The 16585-nt window shown below is 50.7% G+C and carries 20 protein-coding genes and 1 pseudogene; all 21 read left to right on the top strand.

Annotated features, from left to right (window positions below):
* Window positions 1–23: 23 nt before the first annotated feature.
* On the top strand, window positions 24–509 hold the full coding sequence (locus H579_RS28005; protein ID WP_051227704.1) for a phage regulatory CII family protein: 486 nt from the start codon (window positions 24–26) through the stop codon (window positions 507–509).
* Window positions 506–1051, top strand: coding sequence for a hypothetical protein (locus H579_RS28000; protein WP_051227701.1), 546 nt, complete (start codon window positions 506–508; stop codon window positions 1049–1051). The genes H579_RS28005 and H579_RS28000 overlap by 4 nt, the downstream gene beginning before the upstream one ends.
* A complete protein-coding gene (locus H579_RS0116180) occupies window positions 1044–1988 on the top strand; it encodes a phosphoadenosine phosphosulfate reductase domain-containing protein (protein WP_211224735.1) in 945 nt (314 codons plus the stop codon). The genes H579_RS28000 and H579_RS0116180 overlap by 8 nt, the downstream gene beginning before the upstream one ends.
* 132 nt (window positions 1989–2120) lie before the next feature.
* Window positions 2121–3206, top strand: coding sequence for a helix-turn-helix domain-containing protein (locus tag H579_RS27995; RefSeq protein ID WP_051227699.1), 1086 nt, complete (start codon window positions 2121–2123; stop codon window positions 3204–3206).
* Entirely contained in the window at window positions 3148–3762 is a 615-nt protein-coding gene (locus H579_RS27990; protein WP_342662794.1) for a replication protein P, read from the top strand. The genes H579_RS27995 and H579_RS27990 overlap by 59 nt, the downstream gene beginning before the upstream one ends.
* 1 nt (window position 3763) lies before the next feature.
* Window positions 3764–4228 (top strand): hypothetical protein, encoded by a 465-nt coding sequence (locus H579_RS0116165; RefSeq protein ID WP_028301562.1) that lies wholly within the window; start codon window positions 3764–3766, stop codon window positions 4226–4228.
* A 215-nt stretch (window positions 4229–4443) separates the two neighbouring features.
* Window positions 4444–4719 carry a hypothetical protein gene (locus H579_RS0116160; protein WP_028301561.1) on the top strand — a complete coding sequence of 92 codons (276 nt, stop codon included), beginning with the start codon at window positions 4444–4446 and terminating at the stop codon, window positions 4717–4719.
* Window positions 4703–5251, top strand: coding sequence for a hypothetical protein (locus H579_RS0116155; RefSeq protein WP_028301560.1), 549 nt, complete (start codon window positions 4703–4705; stop codon window positions 5249–5251). Before H579_RS0116160 ends, H579_RS0116155 begins: the two co-directional genes overlap by 17 nt.
* Complete coding sequence (locus tag H579_RS0116150) at window positions 5241–5498, top strand: hypothetical protein (RefSeq protein ID WP_028301559.1); 258 nt, start codon at window positions 5241–5243, stop codon at window positions 5496–5498. The genes H579_RS0116155 and H579_RS0116150 overlap by 11 nt, the downstream gene beginning before the upstream one ends.
* A gap of 285 nt (window positions 5499–5783) precedes the next feature.
* Window positions 5784–6305, top strand: a complete 522-nt coding sequence (locus tag H579_RS0116145) for a terminase small subunit (protein ID WP_028301558.1) — start codon at window positions 5784–5786, stop codon at window positions 6303–6305.
* Window positions 6280–8361 carry a terminase gpA endonuclease subunit gene (locus tag H579_RS29700; RefSeq protein ID WP_051227696.1) on the top strand — a complete coding sequence of 694 codons (2082 nt, stop codon included), beginning with the start codon at window positions 6280–6282 and terminating at the stop codon, window positions 8359–8361. The genes H579_RS0116145 and H579_RS29700 overlap by 26 nt, the downstream gene beginning before the upstream one ends.
* Before the next feature lie 14 nt (window positions 8362–8375).
* Entirely contained in the window at window positions 8376–8576 is a 201-nt protein-coding gene (locus tag H579_RS0116135) for a phage head-tail joining protein (RefSeq protein ID WP_028301557.1), read from the top strand.
* A 7-nt stretch (window positions 8577–8583) separates the two neighbouring features.
* The gene (locus H579_RS25980; protein WP_084624173.1) at window positions 8584–10191 is read left to right on the top strand and encodes a phage portal protein; all 1608 of its coding nucleotides are present in this window, start codon (window positions 8584–8586) and stop codon (window positions 10189–10191) included.
* Between the two features lie 149 nt (window positions 10192–10340).
* On the top strand, window positions 10341–10628 hold the full coding sequence (locus H579_RS0116125) for a hypothetical protein (RefSeq protein WP_028301556.1): 288 nt from the start codon (window positions 10341–10343) through the stop codon (window positions 10626–10628).
* A complete protein-coding gene (locus H579_RS0116120) occupies window positions 10628–11158 on the top strand; it encodes a hypothetical protein (RefSeq protein WP_028301555.1) in 531 nt (176 codons plus the stop codon). Before H579_RS0116125 ends, H579_RS0116120 begins: the two co-directional genes overlap by 1 nt.
* A gap of 78 nt (window positions 11159–11236) precedes the next feature.
* Window positions 11237–11557: a hypothetical protein gene (locus H579_RS0116115; protein ID WP_028301554.1), complete on the top strand. Its 321-nt coding sequence runs from the start codon at window positions 11237–11239 to the stop codon at window positions 11555–11557.
* A 259-nt stretch (window positions 11558–11816) separates the two neighbouring features.
* A complete protein-coding gene (locus H579_RS0116110) occupies window positions 11817–13196 on the top strand; it encodes a GIY-YIG nuclease family protein (RefSeq protein WP_028301553.1) in 1380 nt (459 codons plus the stop codon).
* Window positions 13197–13473: 277 nt separating this feature from the next.
* On the top strand, window positions 13474–14511 hold the full coding sequence (locus H579_RS27985; protein ID WP_051227694.1) for a phage antirepressor N-terminal domain-containing protein: 1038 nt from the start codon (window positions 13474–13476) through the stop codon (window positions 14509–14511).
* A gap of 45 nt (window positions 14512–14556) precedes the next feature.
* On the top strand, window positions 14557–15990 hold the full coding sequence (locus H579_RS0116095; protein WP_036566419.1) for a S49 family peptidase: 1434 nt from the start codon (window positions 14557–14559) through the stop codon (window positions 15988–15990).
* 2 nt (window positions 15991–15992) lie between these two features.
* Complete coding sequence (locus H579_RS25970) at window positions 15993–16340, top strand: head decoration protein (protein ID WP_036566418.1); 348 nt, start codon at window positions 15993–15995, stop codon at window positions 16338–16340.
* Between the two features lie 63 nt (window positions 16341–16403).
* Window positions 16404–16585 (top strand): annotated as a pseudogene (locus H579_RS0116085) (hypothetical protein); the annotation flags it as partial.

Below are 16585 nucleotides of genomic sequence, written 5' to 3'. Positions count from 1 at the left end.
GTAGAAAAAAAGGAGTTTGACACATGGGTGGTCACACAAAACACGATGGCGGGACGCTGACGGTTACACAGGCGTGTTATCACGCTGTTTATGAATACCCCGGCGGGATTGCGGCGGTTGCGAGCTATTTTGCATGGAACCCTCGGACCCTGGCTAACAAGCTGAACAGCAACATGGCGACGCATGTTCTGACAGGTGAAGAGGCAGCGGCGATTTTCTCTCTGACGAAAGATGAGCGGATCGCGGCGGCGATGCTGCGACCGGCGGGTGCCATTTGGCATTTTATGTATGAGGTGCAGGGCCGGGGTGATCTGGATGTTTTGCGTCGCGGGGCAGCTGCTATGGATGCGGCTAACGGGGCGGTACAGGAGCTGGTTACATCGTTGGAAGATGGTGAGATTGATCAGCGTGAAGCCCGTCGTATTGATGCGGCGGTTTATGAGGCGCAAAGGCAGTTGCATCTGATTGGAAGGCTGGCGGCGCATTATCAAGGTGAGGTTGCGGTATGAGTAATAAGGATTGGCCGGTAACAGATCCGGTGGCGGATAAGCCGTTTTTTGTTTGTGATCCGGCGGGTGATACTGAGTTTTTCGCGACTCGGGCTGAGCGTGATGCGGCAGCCGAAGAGGTGGTAGAGACCTACATGGATGAGTTCTGGGATGAGGAAGTGACCAATGTGTTCGTTGGTTTTGTGACTGGCGTTTCTCGGGAGGCTAATCGTAAGGATCGCCCTGATGATCTGGATGAGGATGGAATTGATTCTGATGGTGAGCAGTGGCACCCGGACCGGGATTTTAAGTGTGACTACAAGGTGCAGCCGCTAAAGGGCGATAAGCCGCCGTCGCCGTGTCAGTTGTTGGCTCAGGCTGCTGAGCTGGTGATGCTGGCCGGGCAGGCGATGGAGGGCGGTGAATATTCTGAGTCTGAGTTGAATTCGGAGCAGTTTCTGGTGTTGCGGCATGGGATTGCGAAGGCGGCACGGGATTTAAATCAGCTGCACTCAAGTGCGGGCTGGGTTGAGTTTGGTGGTAAGGAGGATGGAGGTGGTTAAGTGGAATATTGTCTCTGTCAGCGGCGGAAAAGATTCGACTGCGACAGTGTTGCTTGCTCAGGCTTTGGAGGCTGAAAACCTAGCGCTAGTCTTTGCTGATACAGGGCATGAGCACCCATTGGTCTATGACTATCTGGTGTATCTGTCCGATGCAGTGGGCTTGCCAATACAGACGGTGAAGGCTGATTTCTCATTTCAGATTGAGCGTAAGCGGCGCAAGTTGGAATCCGGTGATTTGCCTGGTTGGACGGATGCAGCTCGGGATCGGGCGTTGGCGGTATTGAAGCCGACGGGGAATCCGTTTCTTGATCTGTGTATGTGGAAGGGGCGCTTCCCATCTGCTAAGGCTCGTTTCTGTACTGATTTTTTAAAGCGTGATCCGATTATTGAGCAGGTGTTTCTCCCGGCCTTGGATGCGGGTGATGTTGTTTGGAGTTGGCAGGGGGTCCGGCGGGATGAGTCGCCAGCACGACGCTATGCACCTGAATTTGAAGAGGTTGGGGGTGGGTTATTTAACTATCGACCAATCGCGCGCTGGTCTGCTGAGTCTGTGTTTGAGGCTCATCGCGTTATGGGAATAGAGCCTAATCCGCTCTACAAGATGGGTATGAGTCGTGTGGGTTGTATGCCATGCGTCAACTGCAACAAAGATGAGTTGCAGAATATCGCGCTCAGAATGCCAGAAGAGGTTGAGCGTGTTATGGAATGGGAGCGGTTGGTTAGCGATGCGGCCCGTCGCGCATCTGCAACATTTTTCCCTGTTGTGACTGATCCTATGATTTCCTCTGATGCTGATGTGAGCTATGAGCGGCACGGGATCGGGCGAATGGTGGAATGGTCGAAAACGTCGCGCGGTGGTCGTCAGTTTGATCTGCTGGCAGCGTCGGCTGATCCGGCTGCGTGTAGCAGTTCTTATGGATTGTGTGATGCTGGTTAGCGTCTGCCTGACCGGGTTGCTAGGTCTCTATTCCGGCCCTTAGCGGCCCGTTTTTTTCTTTTTTACATTTTCTTTTGTTTTTACTGTGCCGTTCAGGCCGCAGGGGCATTTTGCGCCTGGAGGGAGGGGTTTATGAGTTTGATTTGGATGGTAAAGGCGCTTAGCTGCAAGGTTAAGAATCCTAGCCGTAAGCTCGTGCTGATTAAGTTGTCAGACAATGCGAATGATAGTGGCGTGTGCTGGCCTAGTATCCAGCATATCGCTGATCAGTGTGAGATGAGTACCCGGACAGTGCGCAGGCATTTGAAGGATCTGGAAGAGGCTGGTTTCGTCCAGATTGAGGAGCGAAAGCGCAATAATTTTGTGAATCAAAGCAACCTCTACACGCTGAAATTCACCGAGGGTCAGGAGTTTTCGTCAGGCTCTGATTCAGATGGTGGTGATAAGCAGGCGCAAACCCCAGAGGCCAGTGATAGAGAGGGTGACAATCTGACACCCCCATTTCAAGAGGGTGACAATCTGTCAGGGGAGGGTGACACAGTGTCAGGGGGGGAGGGTGACACAGTGTCACCCAGAACCTGTCACTCTTTTGAACCTGTCAGTGAACCCAGCAGCACTCGTGCGTGTGCGCGCGAAGATGATTTTCCAGATCCGGGGGGGGATACCCGGCCACGATTTGTGATGTTTGCAGACTGGGAAGTGCAGGAAAGCTTTCTGCAGAGTTGCCAGATTCGTGGATTGCTGCTGGAGAAACTTGATCCTCACATCCTGAGCGATGAAGTCAGAGATTTCGTCTGCTACTGGATGGCCCGACCAGAAACGGTTCTTACCCAGAGCCTGTGGGAAAACAAACTGGCTCAGCATCTGCAGCGCGGCATACGTCGTGGTGTGTTTAACACGGATAACACGGAGTTCGGTTATGCAAAACAATCAAGACATTCTGAGAAACCTAAATCAGCGGCCCAGCTCCATGCCGAAAGTTGCGCAGGAGCATGGGACTACTACGCCGATCAGGCCGCCTGCGGATCGCACGGGCCGTATGACGGTCAGGGATGGTCTTGCCAGGATGATGCCTCAGCAGGAGGCGGCGAACTCATTACCGGCCAGTTCACCTCAGGGTCGGTGCAATACGGTCAGAACGGCGAATTTTCCTCAGGCCATGACACCTCCCCGGCAGGATACGAGCAGTATTACCCGGCAGGCTCCGAGGCGAATTGATGCGTTTTTTCTGCGGATGCAGGGGATTTACAGGCATCTCTGGACCAGTAGTTGGCCGGTGCCAGAGGCGCTTCAGGTGGCTAAAAACGAGTGGGATAACGCTCTGTCTCAGTTCACAGATGAGGAGCTGGACTCAGGTATCGAGCGTTGCAAGACCCGGTACGATAAGCCACCCAGTCTGACAGAGTTTCTGAAGTGCTGTCGGCCTGATCCGGCTGAGTTTGGTCTGCCGGATGTTGAGTTTGCTTACCGTGAGGCGTGTCGGGCGGCTCATGCTCCGGGGGCTGCGAGGTGGTCTCATGGGGTGGTTTATCACGCGGGGCGTGAGGTGGGTTGGTTCGATATGCATCAGTCGGCTAACGGTGCGGAACGGCGGTTTGCGAAGGTTTATCAGGGGCTGTGCCAGCGGGCTATGGCGGGGGAACAGTTTGAGCTGCCGCGCTGTGATGGTCGGTCACTGACTCAGCACAGAAACGGGCAGGAGGTGCGAACGGTTCAGCAAAAACAAACCGCTCAGCATTGGCTGGGCCAAATGAAACAGGCGTTAGGAGGTTGAGATGGGAGTAAGGGAGGATCTGGATGATCTTGATTTAGCGGAAGTGGTTAAGCCTAAGCGGGTTGGTCCTAAGCGGGCTGGGTTGATCCCTGTTATCGACCGCCGCTTGCAAATTTGGGGGGAATGGCGGTTAGCAAACGACGGTCAGTGGTCAACAGAGGCGGCGGGTAGCAGCATGTTGGGTAAGCTGATCGACGGTGGTGGTCAGCTGTCACGTACTACAAATCCAAGCGCAGGCAGTATGCCGGATGATGTTTTTGATACGGATCAGGCGGTATCAAAGTTGCCGGTCAAGCTGCAGATGGCGGTTGAGGTGCAGTACATGTGCTTAGATTTAACACGAGATGAGAAGGCTGAAAAGTGTGGGTGTAAGCATAGAGCGTTTCACTACCGTCTTGGTGATGCTCATAAAAAAATATTAATGTTATTGAGATCGCCGCGTGGCGGGGCTCAGGGAGGTTTTTAGAGGTATTTTTGAGTATGTGTGTCAAAAAAGTGTTTGACACATTGTGCACTGGGTCGTTAGAGTTCAGGCATCGTCGTATTCGTGCGACCAAATAAAACCCGAGGTTAACCGCCTCGGGTTTTTTTATGCCTGAAATTCGGCGGTGATCTACTCATGGGGTTTAACCCGGTCAGCAATGGCCGGGTTTTTTTATGTCTGAATTTTGGGAGTGTTGAATGGCGGCGGAAGCAACAGGTGGTGGCGTTAGTGGTTTTGAGCGTCATGTGCAAACTGGTTTGGCAGTGATCATTGTGGCGGTGCTGGGCTGGGGTGCCAATAAGGCGTCTGAGGGTCTTGAGACGCTGGTTCGTTTTGATGAGCGTCTGAAGACGATTGAGTCAAAGCTGGATCGGCTGGAGAGAGCGGACGTGATGGGCAAGGTTAGTGCGCTGGAGTATCGGGTTGGTGCTCTGGAGCGGCAAGCGGGGATGAGCAATGCAAGAGCAAACTGAGTACAAGCCTGGCGGTGGTGAGCTGCGGGTCGTACCTGATCATGCGTTAGATATGGACTGGGATGATATCAAATGGTTTGAGCCTGATGAATTTCCTGAGGGATCGCTGGAGAATCTCGAAGCTAAGCTGATTTATTTTCTGGATGGCTATCGGGATCTGTTAGGTGAGCGAGTGATTCCGTCACCGCTTCCGGGGGGTTGGTATCGTTTCGATGGCAGTATGACCAGTCGTCACTATGCAGTGCAGCGGCTGAGTGATGCGGGCGATGTGTTCCCGCAATGTGATATCCGCAAAGCTTTGCTGGTGGCTATGGGTTGCCCTTGGTGGGGCGGTATCGGTGTTTATCTGGATACCATTGGCCCGAGCGGTAAGCCTGAGCCGATGTTGCATCTGGATCTGCGGCCTGGTCGCGTGATGTGGATGCGGGTGAAGGAAAACGGCAAGGAGCGCTATATCTATCCGTTGCGCTCTAAGCAGGAAATGCAGGATTACATGCGTTATTTGACTGAGTGGGGTGAGGATGATGGTTAAGGCGTTGGTTGTTCGTGGTTTGATCTTTTTAGGTCGTGTTCTGTTGCGGGCCGCGATGGATAAGCAGCTGAGAACGGCTGTGGTGAATGCGGTTCAGACTGCTGAAAAGTCTGATCTGAAAGGCAGTGCAAAGATGGCAAAGGCGCTGGAGTTGGTTAAGCAGACGGGTGGTAAGGCGCTGGTTCGTGAAACTGAGTCAACTCTGCGCACAAAGCTGGAACAGGCTATTGATCATTTGGGTCTGTAGGGCTCCGTAAACGAGTCAGGCGTTATCCTGGCATTGGGCATACTGGCAGTCAGCACTAAGATGAATTTGAATCGCAGTGCCAGTCACTGCCCTTTTCTTTTTTGATTCGGCTTTCTGGCCGGATCGGCTGTAACCCTCTGAAAACAGCGGGTCCTTCTGGCGGCTTTTGGTAATACGGGGTCGTAGAGTCGCGGAGTTTTCGTAGATGGGGGAGATCCTATACCTTCCTTCCTTTTTCAATTGGATCAATAAGTTAGCTGATTTTTACTTTGTGATGGGTGATTTATGGATGTGAATAAAAAGCAACTGGCTGAGATATTCGGCATCTCAGAGCGCACCTTTACTGAGTATCAGCGGCACCCGAATTTTCCGATTAAGGATGATGCTGGTCGGGGAAAAACGAACACCTATGACACCGTTGCGGTGTTTAAGTGGTTGGTTCGGAAAGAGGCGGGTAAGAACACTGAAACCGCAAAAGAGCGATTAGACAGTATTCGGGCCAACCGTGAAGAGTTGGCGTATGCCAAAGATCTGGAAGAACTGGTGCCCGCCGATCTGGTGGAAGAACGGCTGACCAATGTCGTGATCGCGATTCGCTCTGATCTACTGAACGGTAACGCTCAGCTGAAAGCCGAACTGGATACCGAATACGATACAGATATAGACGTGGATATTCTGCATGACCACTCTCGACAAATCCTCGAAGGTTTATCTGAAATTAGTCTCGAATCTGAATCGGGTGCTGGAACGGGCGCTGAAGAAGTTTGCACCGCCACCGAAGATGAGCAGTGTGGAATGGGCGAATAAATATCGCTTTATGGCACCGGAACAGACCGCCCGCCCCGGTAAATACAAAGATGCCCCGACACCTTGGATTAAATACATGCTGGCGGCGATGGACGATCCGAAGGTTCGCAAGATTATCTGCCTTAAATCAGCGCAGGCCGCCTGGACTGATGGAGCGTGGAACAACTACCTGTTTAAGCGGACGCATCTGGAGCCCTGCCCGGTGGTATTGCTGTTCCCGAAAGAGAAAACAATTCGCAAGTACCGCGACCAGAAATATGACCCGTCGATCCGGGCCACGCCGGTACTGAGAGAGCTGGTGGATGTCTCGACCAGCAAATCCAGTGGCAACCGGCTGGACTTTATTCGTTTTCCCGGAGGCTTTCTGGCACTGGCCGCGTCCAATGCACCGGACAATATCAAATCTCTGTCAGCCCCTGTGGTAGCAGTGGAAGAACCCGACGACTGTTCCAGTGATGTAAAAGGTCAGGGGGATTCGGTGGCCCTGCTGGAACAGCGGGCTAAAAGCTTCCCAAACCGGAAAGTGATTTTTGGTGGCACCCCCACAATTAAAGGCCATAGCCGTATCGCAGAAGAGTACCGGCACTCTAACCAGACTGAGTTTCTGGTGCCCTGTCACCATTGTGGTAAATCCCATGTACTGAAATGGGAATACGTCGCCTGTGATATTCAGCCTGGCAGGAATCACGAAATTTACGGGGATTACCTGCCCGACACTGCCTATTATCTGGCGCCCTGTTGCGGAAAGCCCTGGAGCGATAAAGACAAAAACCGCAACGTCAAAAAACTGGTGCCGGTGGTCAACAAGCCGGAGATTAAAGACACCGTAGGGTTTTATATCAACGAGCTGTATTCCCCGTTTGATGGCTCCAAACTCTCGGTACTGATGGAGCGTTACCTGAAGGCATTGCACAAGCTGAACCAGGGTGATGAGTCCGAGATGATCAGCTTCGTCAACAACACCTGCGGCGAAGCCTACGAATATAAAGACGGCTCACCGGGCGTGGATGAGATCCGCGACCGGCTGGAAGATTACCCGGAACTGGTCGTGCCCTATAACGGCCTGATGCTGACTATCGGTGTTGATGTTCAGGATGATCGATTGGCTATAGTAATTCGCGCTTGGGGTAAGGGTGAGGAGAGCTGGCTGATCTGGTGGGGTGAGATTCTGGCTAAGGCCGGTGTCAGTGATGTAAATGACCCCGTTTGGGATGAGCTGGACCGCATTGTATTTGGTCGCTATCCGCATGTGCGTTTTGGCTCGGTGCCGGTCACTGCCATGCATATCGACTCAGGTGACAACACTGATGCAGTTTATCACTACGTGCGAACCCGTCAGGGGCGGGGCGTAAATGTTCGTGCGATTAAAGGTAGTAATGACCTGGAGCGCGCAATCACAACGCCGCCGAAAAAGATTGATCTGAGCGCCACAACCAAAGCCTCCAAGCTTGGTCTGCAGGTTTGGATTGTCGGTGTAGAAAAAGGTAAAGATCTAGTCTCTGAGAGGCTGAAGCTTACTGGTAGCGGGTCAGGCAGAATGCACGCCTATAAAGATGTTCGCTATGACTACCCTGATCAGTTGTTGGGTGAAAGTAAGATTCCATCCCGCAAACATGGCGGTAAGAAGAAGTGGATCAAAAGGTCGGGTGCTAGGGTAGAGGCCTTGGATTGTGAAAACTACGCCATGCATGGTGCTCGAACAGAGCGTATTCACCTGTGGAGCCCTGAGCGCTGGGATCAGTTTGAAGCAGGGCTGATGCAAACTGACTTGCTCAGCGGTGAAGATGAAGGTGAGTTGATCACTGAAATTCATTGTGAGCGCACGGTAGAGGCTGAGTCGATTGATATCGTGGTTGGGGATGTGGCTGAAACAGTCGAACCCAAACAAACCCAATTCCCACAACCAGAATCTTCTAAACCTAAACCCAAAACCCGCACCTTCAAACCCCAGACCAGTACCCGGCACCAAACGGATCGGCCAAACCCTCCGCCCGCTGCAGCGGGTAAAAGCGTGGCTGACCAACTGGCCGAACTGGGGCGCAGAATGGGCGGTTAACAACAGGAAAGCTGATGGCTACACAAGCGCAGTTAGACGAAGCAAAAGCGGCGTTACATAAAGTCACTACTGGTAAAGGGGTGGCAAGCATCCAAAAGGATGGCCGGAAGGTGGAGTATACCCCGGTCAATGTGAGTGAGCTAAGAAGCTATATTCGAGAGCTGGAATCCGTATTGGCATCCAGCCAACGTCGCCGGGCATTTAGAGTTTTCTGAGGTAGTTATGAACGCACCAATCGCATCGACACAATCACCGCAACTGGTTGGCCTGGATGGTCAGCCCTTGCGGCAGGATATGAGTTATCAGGGTGCCGGTGCCGGTTTTGGTGGTCAGCTGGCCGACTGGTATCCGAGTGTTAAAACAGCGGATGCCGCTCTGTTGCCTAACTTGGGGCTGGGTAATGCCAGAGCTGAGGATGTGGTGCGCAATAACGCCTTTGCCAGCAACGGCGTACAGCTGCACATTGATAATATTGTGGGTGAGCTGTTCCGGCTCAGCTACAAGCCTAATCATCTGGTGCTTGGGATCAGCCAAGAAGATGCCAGAGCGTTTGCCCGTGATGTAGAAGCCGTCTGGCAAGAGGTCGCAGAAGATCCAACTGGTTGCTATCTGGATGCGGAACGCAAGCGCACCTTTACAATGATGATTCGTGAGGGTGTGGGGGTTCATACCAGAGCGGGTGAAGACATGTTTGCGATTGAGTGGATTCCGCGCAATGGCTCTTATATCTCTACCGCCATTAAATCCGTGGCACCGAAACGGGTCAGTAACCCCGGCGGCCTGATGGATGGTAATGGCCTGAAGGCAGGTGTCGTTATTAATCGTCATGGTGCAGCGACTGGCTACCATGTGCGGAGTGGTCAGTCAGATGGTTATGGCCTGGGTCATGGCATGGGTAACGAATGGCGCTATGTCAGTCGTGAAACCCGCCATGGTCGGCCAAAGTTCGTTCATATCTTTGAGCCGTCTGAGGATGGTCAAACCCGTGGTGCTAACCAGTTTCTGACCGTACTGGAACAGATGCATATGCTGCCAAAAGCGCATCATATCCGACTGCAAAATGCAGCGGCCAGTGCCATGTTTGCCGCTACGATTGAGAGTGATATGCCGCCGGATGTGGTATCAGAGATTCTGGGCGGCGGTAATTTATCTAGTCAGAATCTACTGAACCATATGAATACTGTGGATGCGTATCACAGCAACTTAGGGTTGAAATTGAACGGTGTCCGGGTGCCACACTTAATGAATGGTGAGCGCCTAAATGTACAGTCTCCCGGTAATGTCGATAACGGCTATGTGGATTTTGAGGAATCTTTAATGCGTTGGCTGGCGGCGGGCTTGAATTTGCCGGTTGAGACGCTGAGTAAGAATTTCAAACAGATGTCCTTCAGTACGGTTAAGGCGTCGTTGGGTGAGAACTGGCGTTACTTTATGGGGCGTCGCAAGATTATTGCAGAGCGCAAGGCGACCATCATCTTTCGCTGTGTGCTGGAAGAAGTGCTGTTCCGTAATCTGGTTTCTCTGCCTAAAGGTGCAACCCGTGATTTTTATCAGGGGATTAATGCCTGGACTCGCTGCCGCTGGATCGGCACGGGCCGCATTGCCATTGACGGCCTGAAAGAAGTGAAAGAGGCTATTCTCAGGATTGAGGCTGGCCCTAGTACCCATGAGGATGAACTGGCCGTAATGGGTAAGGATTATCAAGAGGTGTTTGATCAGCAAATGCGGGAGATCGCAGAGCGCAAAGAGAAAGGCTTACCGACTGACCTGATTAGTCTGAATGCGGCCAAGATTATGGGTGAAATGCAGTCGGATCAGGAAGCGGCTTAAGTGATGAAATAGCCGGTTAGACAGAGGCTTGTGTCGTTCGCTGTAGTTTTCTGTAGGTTGTTGCGTTACCATCCCGGCTATCATTGTTATTTAGAAACGTTAAGAGGTTTGGTTTCTTAGCGCTTGTGTCTTTAGGTTGGGAGTGAGATATGGCTGTCTTTCTTGTTACATTGGCGGAGCCTCCTGTGGGTAATGCACCTAACATTGAGGATGCGATAAAGAGTAAATATCCTAATGATCACAAGAAGGTTGGTGAGTTAGCATGGCTTGTGAGTGATTCGAAAGCTATTACCCCGCATGATGTTGATATGGTGCTGCTTGGTAGTGGTCAGAATCCCGTGAATATCTATGGTCCTCATATAGTTTCTAGTTTTAGTGGTTACTGGGGGTATCATGATAAAGAGACTTGGGAGTGGCTGAATCATAGGGGGATGTGATGATGCAAGCAGGATCTCAAAACCAGCCGCCTCCATTATCCGGGGTGCCGTCAGGTGGTGCGGATGATAAGCAGAAACTTGACTGGGTTCTTCATGCTTCTTCTGAGCATAGTGATCAGATATCGGACCTTAAAGAAAAAGTTGACTCTGTTGGGACTGATGTAAGTAGTATTCAGTCTGATATTGGTAGAGTGCAATCTGATATCGGTGCTCTGGGTGGGGTGCCAGCTGGTGTAAGTAAAGTTGAAGATAGGCTCAATATTGCGGTTGCTGTTTTGCTTGCGCTTCTTGCTGTCTTTGGCTGGGGTGCATTGCAACTTTATGATCTCAATGCCACGACTCAGGTTGCAGACACAAAGCTTGAAGTGGTTCAAGATAAGCTTGATGACCTGGAAGAATCCAATGAGGATGCTATCAAAGACCTAGAAAAAGAGGTTAAGGCCATTTCTAAAAAGCTAGATGAATCGGATCGGGTTAACAGAGAGCTTCTTGAAAAGATGAATAAGCTTCTCGAAACATCAGAGAAATAAAGCTTTAGTTTTAGGTTTTAAAGCCTGGCCAATTGGTCAGGCTTTTTTGTTCAGGTTTATGAAATAAACAGGGGCGTTATGAGTAAGAGTATTAAGACGGTGAATAAAATTGTCCAAGTAGTCCCGGATAATAAGAAGGCTTACGTAGTGCTTCCTGAAGAAGATGATGACGGGATTGTGCGGCTTAGCAAAGAGCCTGTTATTGCGTGGAGGGTTGTGGATCGGTCAGAGGAAGATACGGATGTCTTTTATGCTGAGCCAGTAGTTTTTAGTAATAACTGGTCTAACGAAGATTGTGCTATTTATTTTGAAGTCAGTAATTCGTGGCATATTTTTGATGGCCCGCATGGCGAAGGGCTTGATTCTTTGCTCGACTACTTCAAAGAAAAAGATAAGTAATCAGGTTGTTTTAAATAAACCCGCTTCGGCGGGTTTTTTTATGCCTGCAGGTTTGTGTGCAGCCTAGGGTAGCTCCCGAAAGGTCAGTGCTCGGTGTTTTCCATTGGCCCGGCTGCACCTTTTGTCAAAGCTGTGTACCCAGGTTGGGTACATAGCTCGGCTCAAATTGCGGCAGCCTAGGGTTTTCCCTAGTTGATATAAGGTTTCCATAAAGACAGACTTCAAAGTTTGCTCATAGAACTGAAAGGATGTTTTTGTCATGGAGATAGTGGTTTTAATCACGGGTCTAGTGCTCTCTATTATTAATGTTGTTTTAATTGTTCGAACAACAAATAAACGCGAAGATATTATTAATAGGGCTGAGGCTCGTGTTGCAGGGCTTATAGGTGAGGCCCAAAAGAAAGCTGAAGAAATTGTTTCTGCCAGCAGAAAAGAGGCGGTAAAGGTAGATCTAGATGCTCAGAAAAAGGTTGGTCAATGCGAGGATAGGGTTAGGCGGCTTGAAAGCACGGATAAAGAGATAGCAGCTCGACTAAGGGAATCCAGATTATTGATTGATGAGATCACTGATAGAAGCAGTGCTATAGCTGCGGATGTTGATCTAATCAATGAAGAGGATTTGCTATCAAGTCAGACCTATCAAGAGGATCGTAAACAGGTCAAAGCTGAGCTTAAAAAGCTGGCTATCAATGCTATTGATGGTATTAGAATTGGTGGCTCAGATGTCAATATAGGTAAGTTTGTTGCTATCTCTACTAAGGCTGATATGGCCGGTGCTCTGCTGTTAACTACCGTTGAAATGCTGTGCTCTAAAACAACGGCTAATAATGGTCATCAGTCATTAGAGAAATTGACAGAATCAATTGTAGCGACAGAGGCGTTAATTAAATGTCTGGATAGTAGAGCGTTTATTAAGCCTTTGTTTATAGAGTTGTTAGTAAAGCGTTTAGAAATTGAGATTAATTTCAAAAAGGCTAGGCAGCTTGCTAAAGAGCAGCAAAGAGAACTACGCGAACAAGAACGGGAAGAGAAGAAAGCACGGCAGGAAGCTGAGCGTATTCAGAAAGAGGCTGAGAAAGAAGAGAAAATCAAGCAAGAAGCCATTGCTGAAATGGAAAGGAAAATGGCTGAGCAATCAGAGGCTGATAGAGCTGGATTTGAAGAAGAGCTTTTGAGGCTGAAGGCTGAGCTTGAAGAGGCTCATCAGCGATTTGAGCGGGCTAAGAGTCGTGCGCAGGAAACAAGGCAGGGTCATGTTTATGTGATCTCCAATATCGGTAGTTTTGGTGAGGATGTATTAAAAATCGGTATGACTCGCCGCATGGAGCCTATGGATAGGGTGAGAGAGTTGGGTGATGCGGGTGTGCCTTTTACCTTTGATGTGCATGCGTTGATTGAGTCTGATGATGCGCCTGAGTTGGAGTCTTCTCTGCATAAAGTGTTTGATGATCGCCGGGTGAATAAGGTGAATCGTCGCAAAGAATACTTTAATGTCACGATTGATGAGATTGAGCAAAAGCTGGAAGAGCTGGGTATCAATGCTCTGATTAATAAAGTGGCGAGTGCGGATGAGTATTATCAGTCTATTAAATTGTCACAGCGGTTAAATAAAGATGAACCTGTCGAAGTACTAGTTTAGTTCTTGACATTGCTTATGCCTCAGCCCTAGTATTTGGGCTGAGGCGTCGAAACCTCTTTTCACAGACGGTCAACAACCCCGTAAGCGTTGTTTTTTTGTGCCTGAAATTTGGCATTTTCCTTGCCCGAGTTGCGCTCGTAATGCGCCATTCTGGTCGGGAGGGCGACGAATAAAATACCTGTAAGGGGAATAAGTCCGCGGTCTCTGTGAACCGTTTCGAACCTCCTGGCACCCACGTCGAAATGGGTTTTAACGAAAAAATCACAGGAGCCTAGTTATGGCTATTCAAATCTCTACTGTAGACTTTCACGGTCAACCTCTTTCCGTAATACCTAAAAATAATCAATTGTATGTTGCCATGAAACCAATATGTGAAAACATCGGGCTTCAGTGGCGAGCACAGAATCAGCGAATTCAGCGTGACGAAGTGCTGAGTTCAACTGCGTGTATGATGCACGCAGTTGCTGAAGATGGTAAAAACCGCCAGCTACTTTGCTTACCTGTTGAGTATTTGAACGGTTGGTTATTTGGCGTAGACGAAAAGAGAGTTAAGCCGGAAATCAAACAGCGCCTGATTCAGTACAAAAAAGAATGCTACAAGGTTTTGTCGGATTACTGGCAGAACGGCGGTGCTGTAAATCCTCGTTGTCAGCCCAAACAGCAGGTATTTGGTTATGAATCCCCGCTGGAGATCAACATCCCTGTAGAGTACCTGGGGCGTCGCTGTTTGACAGTGGGTGATATTGAGCGGATTCATAGTCGTCCGGGTTATGTGATGGATAAGTTCCGTCAGTTGTTGGGTCAAGGTCATTTTGAGTATGGTCGGCATTATTTTCTGTTGTCGATCCGGGCGGATGGTATGGATCGCATTGGTGTGGCGGATGGCCCAGCTGAATATGTGCTGACTGTGACGGGTTATCAGATGCTGATGGCCGGTGTTGATATGGCGTTGGTAGAGCGGGTGATTGCGGAATATTTCTCTGTCGGTGCGCTGGAGTCTACCGAGCCTGCAGAGATCGCCTATTATGCTGAGGCGTTCCGGCTGCTGCAGGTGTGGCAGCAAATCCAGCAGATTGAGGACGGTGCAGAGCGTGTAGTCCAGATTTTAGACTGGGAGGGGCAGGTAAATGGTCATCTCAGTGCTGGTGTTCAAGGTGGTCGTTTTGCTCGACAGGCTGAGGCAGACGCTTTGTTAGTACGGTTTGTCAGGTTGCTGGCAGGTGGTACAGGATCGCCGCAAGAGAATGTAAGGCAGATGGGCGATTTTCAAATGAAGGCGCTGTCTTGGTCAGAGCGGCATAGGCTGCTGCATTAATCGTTAATGGTTTCTCGAAACCCGGTCATTTGGCCGGGTTTTTTTATGGGTGAAATTCAGGGTGATGATATGAGTGGTTTACCTCATCTTTCAGCAAAGGTGTTTAACCGGCCTCTGCTGGTTGAGCCGGGTTATGCGCGGGTGTTCTTTAGTGCGCTGGCGGATCGGTTTGGTATCTCGCGTCTGGTTGATGTCGAAGGTGAGGTGCTGGCCGGTCATAAGCTGCAGGAGCCTGCAAAGGGGTTTCGGGCTGAGCATGATGGGGTGGAGTGCGACAGGCGCCCTTATTTTGTTCATGGCGGTGTAGCGGTTGTTCCTGTGACGGGTTCATTGCGGCATCGATACGGCCATATTCAGCCATACAGTGGTAGCACGGGTTATGACGGCATCATTGCGAATATGGCTCAGGCTTGTGCAGACGCTGGGGTTAAGGGGGTGATGTTTGATAATCACACGCCTGGCGGGGAGGTGTCCGGCTGTTTTGATACGGTGCAAACCTTGCGCAAGATGGCGGATGCAGCGGGCAAGCCGTTGTGGTCACTCTGCAATGATATGAATTGTTCTGCAGGCCAAGCGCTGGCAAGTGCGGCTCATCGGCGTTTGATTACTCAAACAGGTATCGCGGGTTCGGTGGGTGTGGTGATGGCTCATGTCAGTCGGGCTAGGCAGATGGAAGAGAATGGGGTCGAAGTCACGCTGATTCACTCCGGGGCATGCAAGGTTGAGGGTAATCCTTATCAGGCGTTACCGGATGAGGTGCGGGATAAGTTCCAGATGTCTACCGATAAGCTGCGTCAGCAGTTTGCGCAAATTGTCGCGGATCACACGGGTATGTCTGTAGAGGCAGTGCTGGCGACTGAGGCGGGTGTCTATACCGGCCAAGAGGCGGTGGATATTGGTTTTGCAGATGAGTTAATCAACGGTCATGAGGCCGTGCAGTATTTTTCAGAATACCTGTCCAGTCAGGGCAGGGTTATCACATTGGGATCAACAACAGGTAGTGCTATGTCTGATCAAAACAATCCTGCTGCAGCGGCTGCAGGAACACAACAGCAGTTAAAGGCGGATCAATCCGGTACGACGCAGGTAGCGGAACAGCCGCCTGTTAATTCAGAAGCACAGCAACCGGCTCCTACTCCTGCCGCTCAACAGGCTGCAGCGGCTTCTGTTGATACGGGTGCGGCTGATGCCGCTGCAGCGATGCAGGACCGTATTGGTGGCATCTTGCAGGCTGAAGAAGCTAAGGGTTGTGAGGCTACGGCCAACTATTTGGCATTCAACACCAATCTGACGAAAGAGGAAGCGATTGGTGTGATGGCGACTATTCCGGCGGCTCCGGCATCGAATCAGATGAATACCGCGCTGGATAAGCTGATGGCTAATGAGCAGCAGCCAGATATTGATGCGGATGCGGGTGATGCTCCGGCAGGCAATGCCCTGCTGGCATCTTATGAAAAAGCGACGGGTGATAAGGGGTAATTATGATAGAGCAGTACATTCCAGAAACCTGGGTAACAGGCTCGGAACCTCTGGTGACGGTTGAGGGTAAATTAGCCGCTGGTCTGACGGTGGCGAAATATACGCCGCTGGGTTTGAAGAAATCAACGGGGGAGTTCCATATCTGGGACCCTGCGGCCACGGATGGTACTGAAGTGGCGGTGCGCCTGGCACCTGCGGTGCTGGATAGTACCGGCGGTGCGGTCAGTGTTCAGTTGATCAAAGCAGGCACCTTTAACCCTGATCTGGTGGCCTGGCCGGGGGCGGCAACGGATGTGCAGAAGGCTTGTGCTTTTGTGGGTACGCCGATTGGTCTGCAGTTACCGGGTTAGTCCTGTTTTGCAGGTTTGAACGGGTCGCGTAAGCGGCTTTTTTTGTTTATAGGGTAAAAGAAAATGGCATTGGATACCTACGGCACAGCGGACCTGATGGGTGTTGTGCAGAAAAAATCTAAATTCACGGCGCTGTATCTGGCGTTGTTTTATCCCAATGTGTACACCTCGAATTCAGAAGATATCTATCTGGATGAAGTGGATGACGAAGTGGATATTGCGGTAACCGTCTCCCCGGTGGTGGG

Source organism: Oceanospirillum beijerinckii DSM 7166, assembly GCF_000422425.1.
Taxonomy (GTDB): Bacteria; Pseudomonadota; Gammaproteobacteria; order Pseudomonadales; family Halomonadaceae; genus Oceanospirillum; species Oceanospirillum beijerinckii.
The sequence above is the reverse complement of the archived record's forward strand: the minus strand, read 5'-3'. Positions and strand labels throughout refer to the sequence as shown.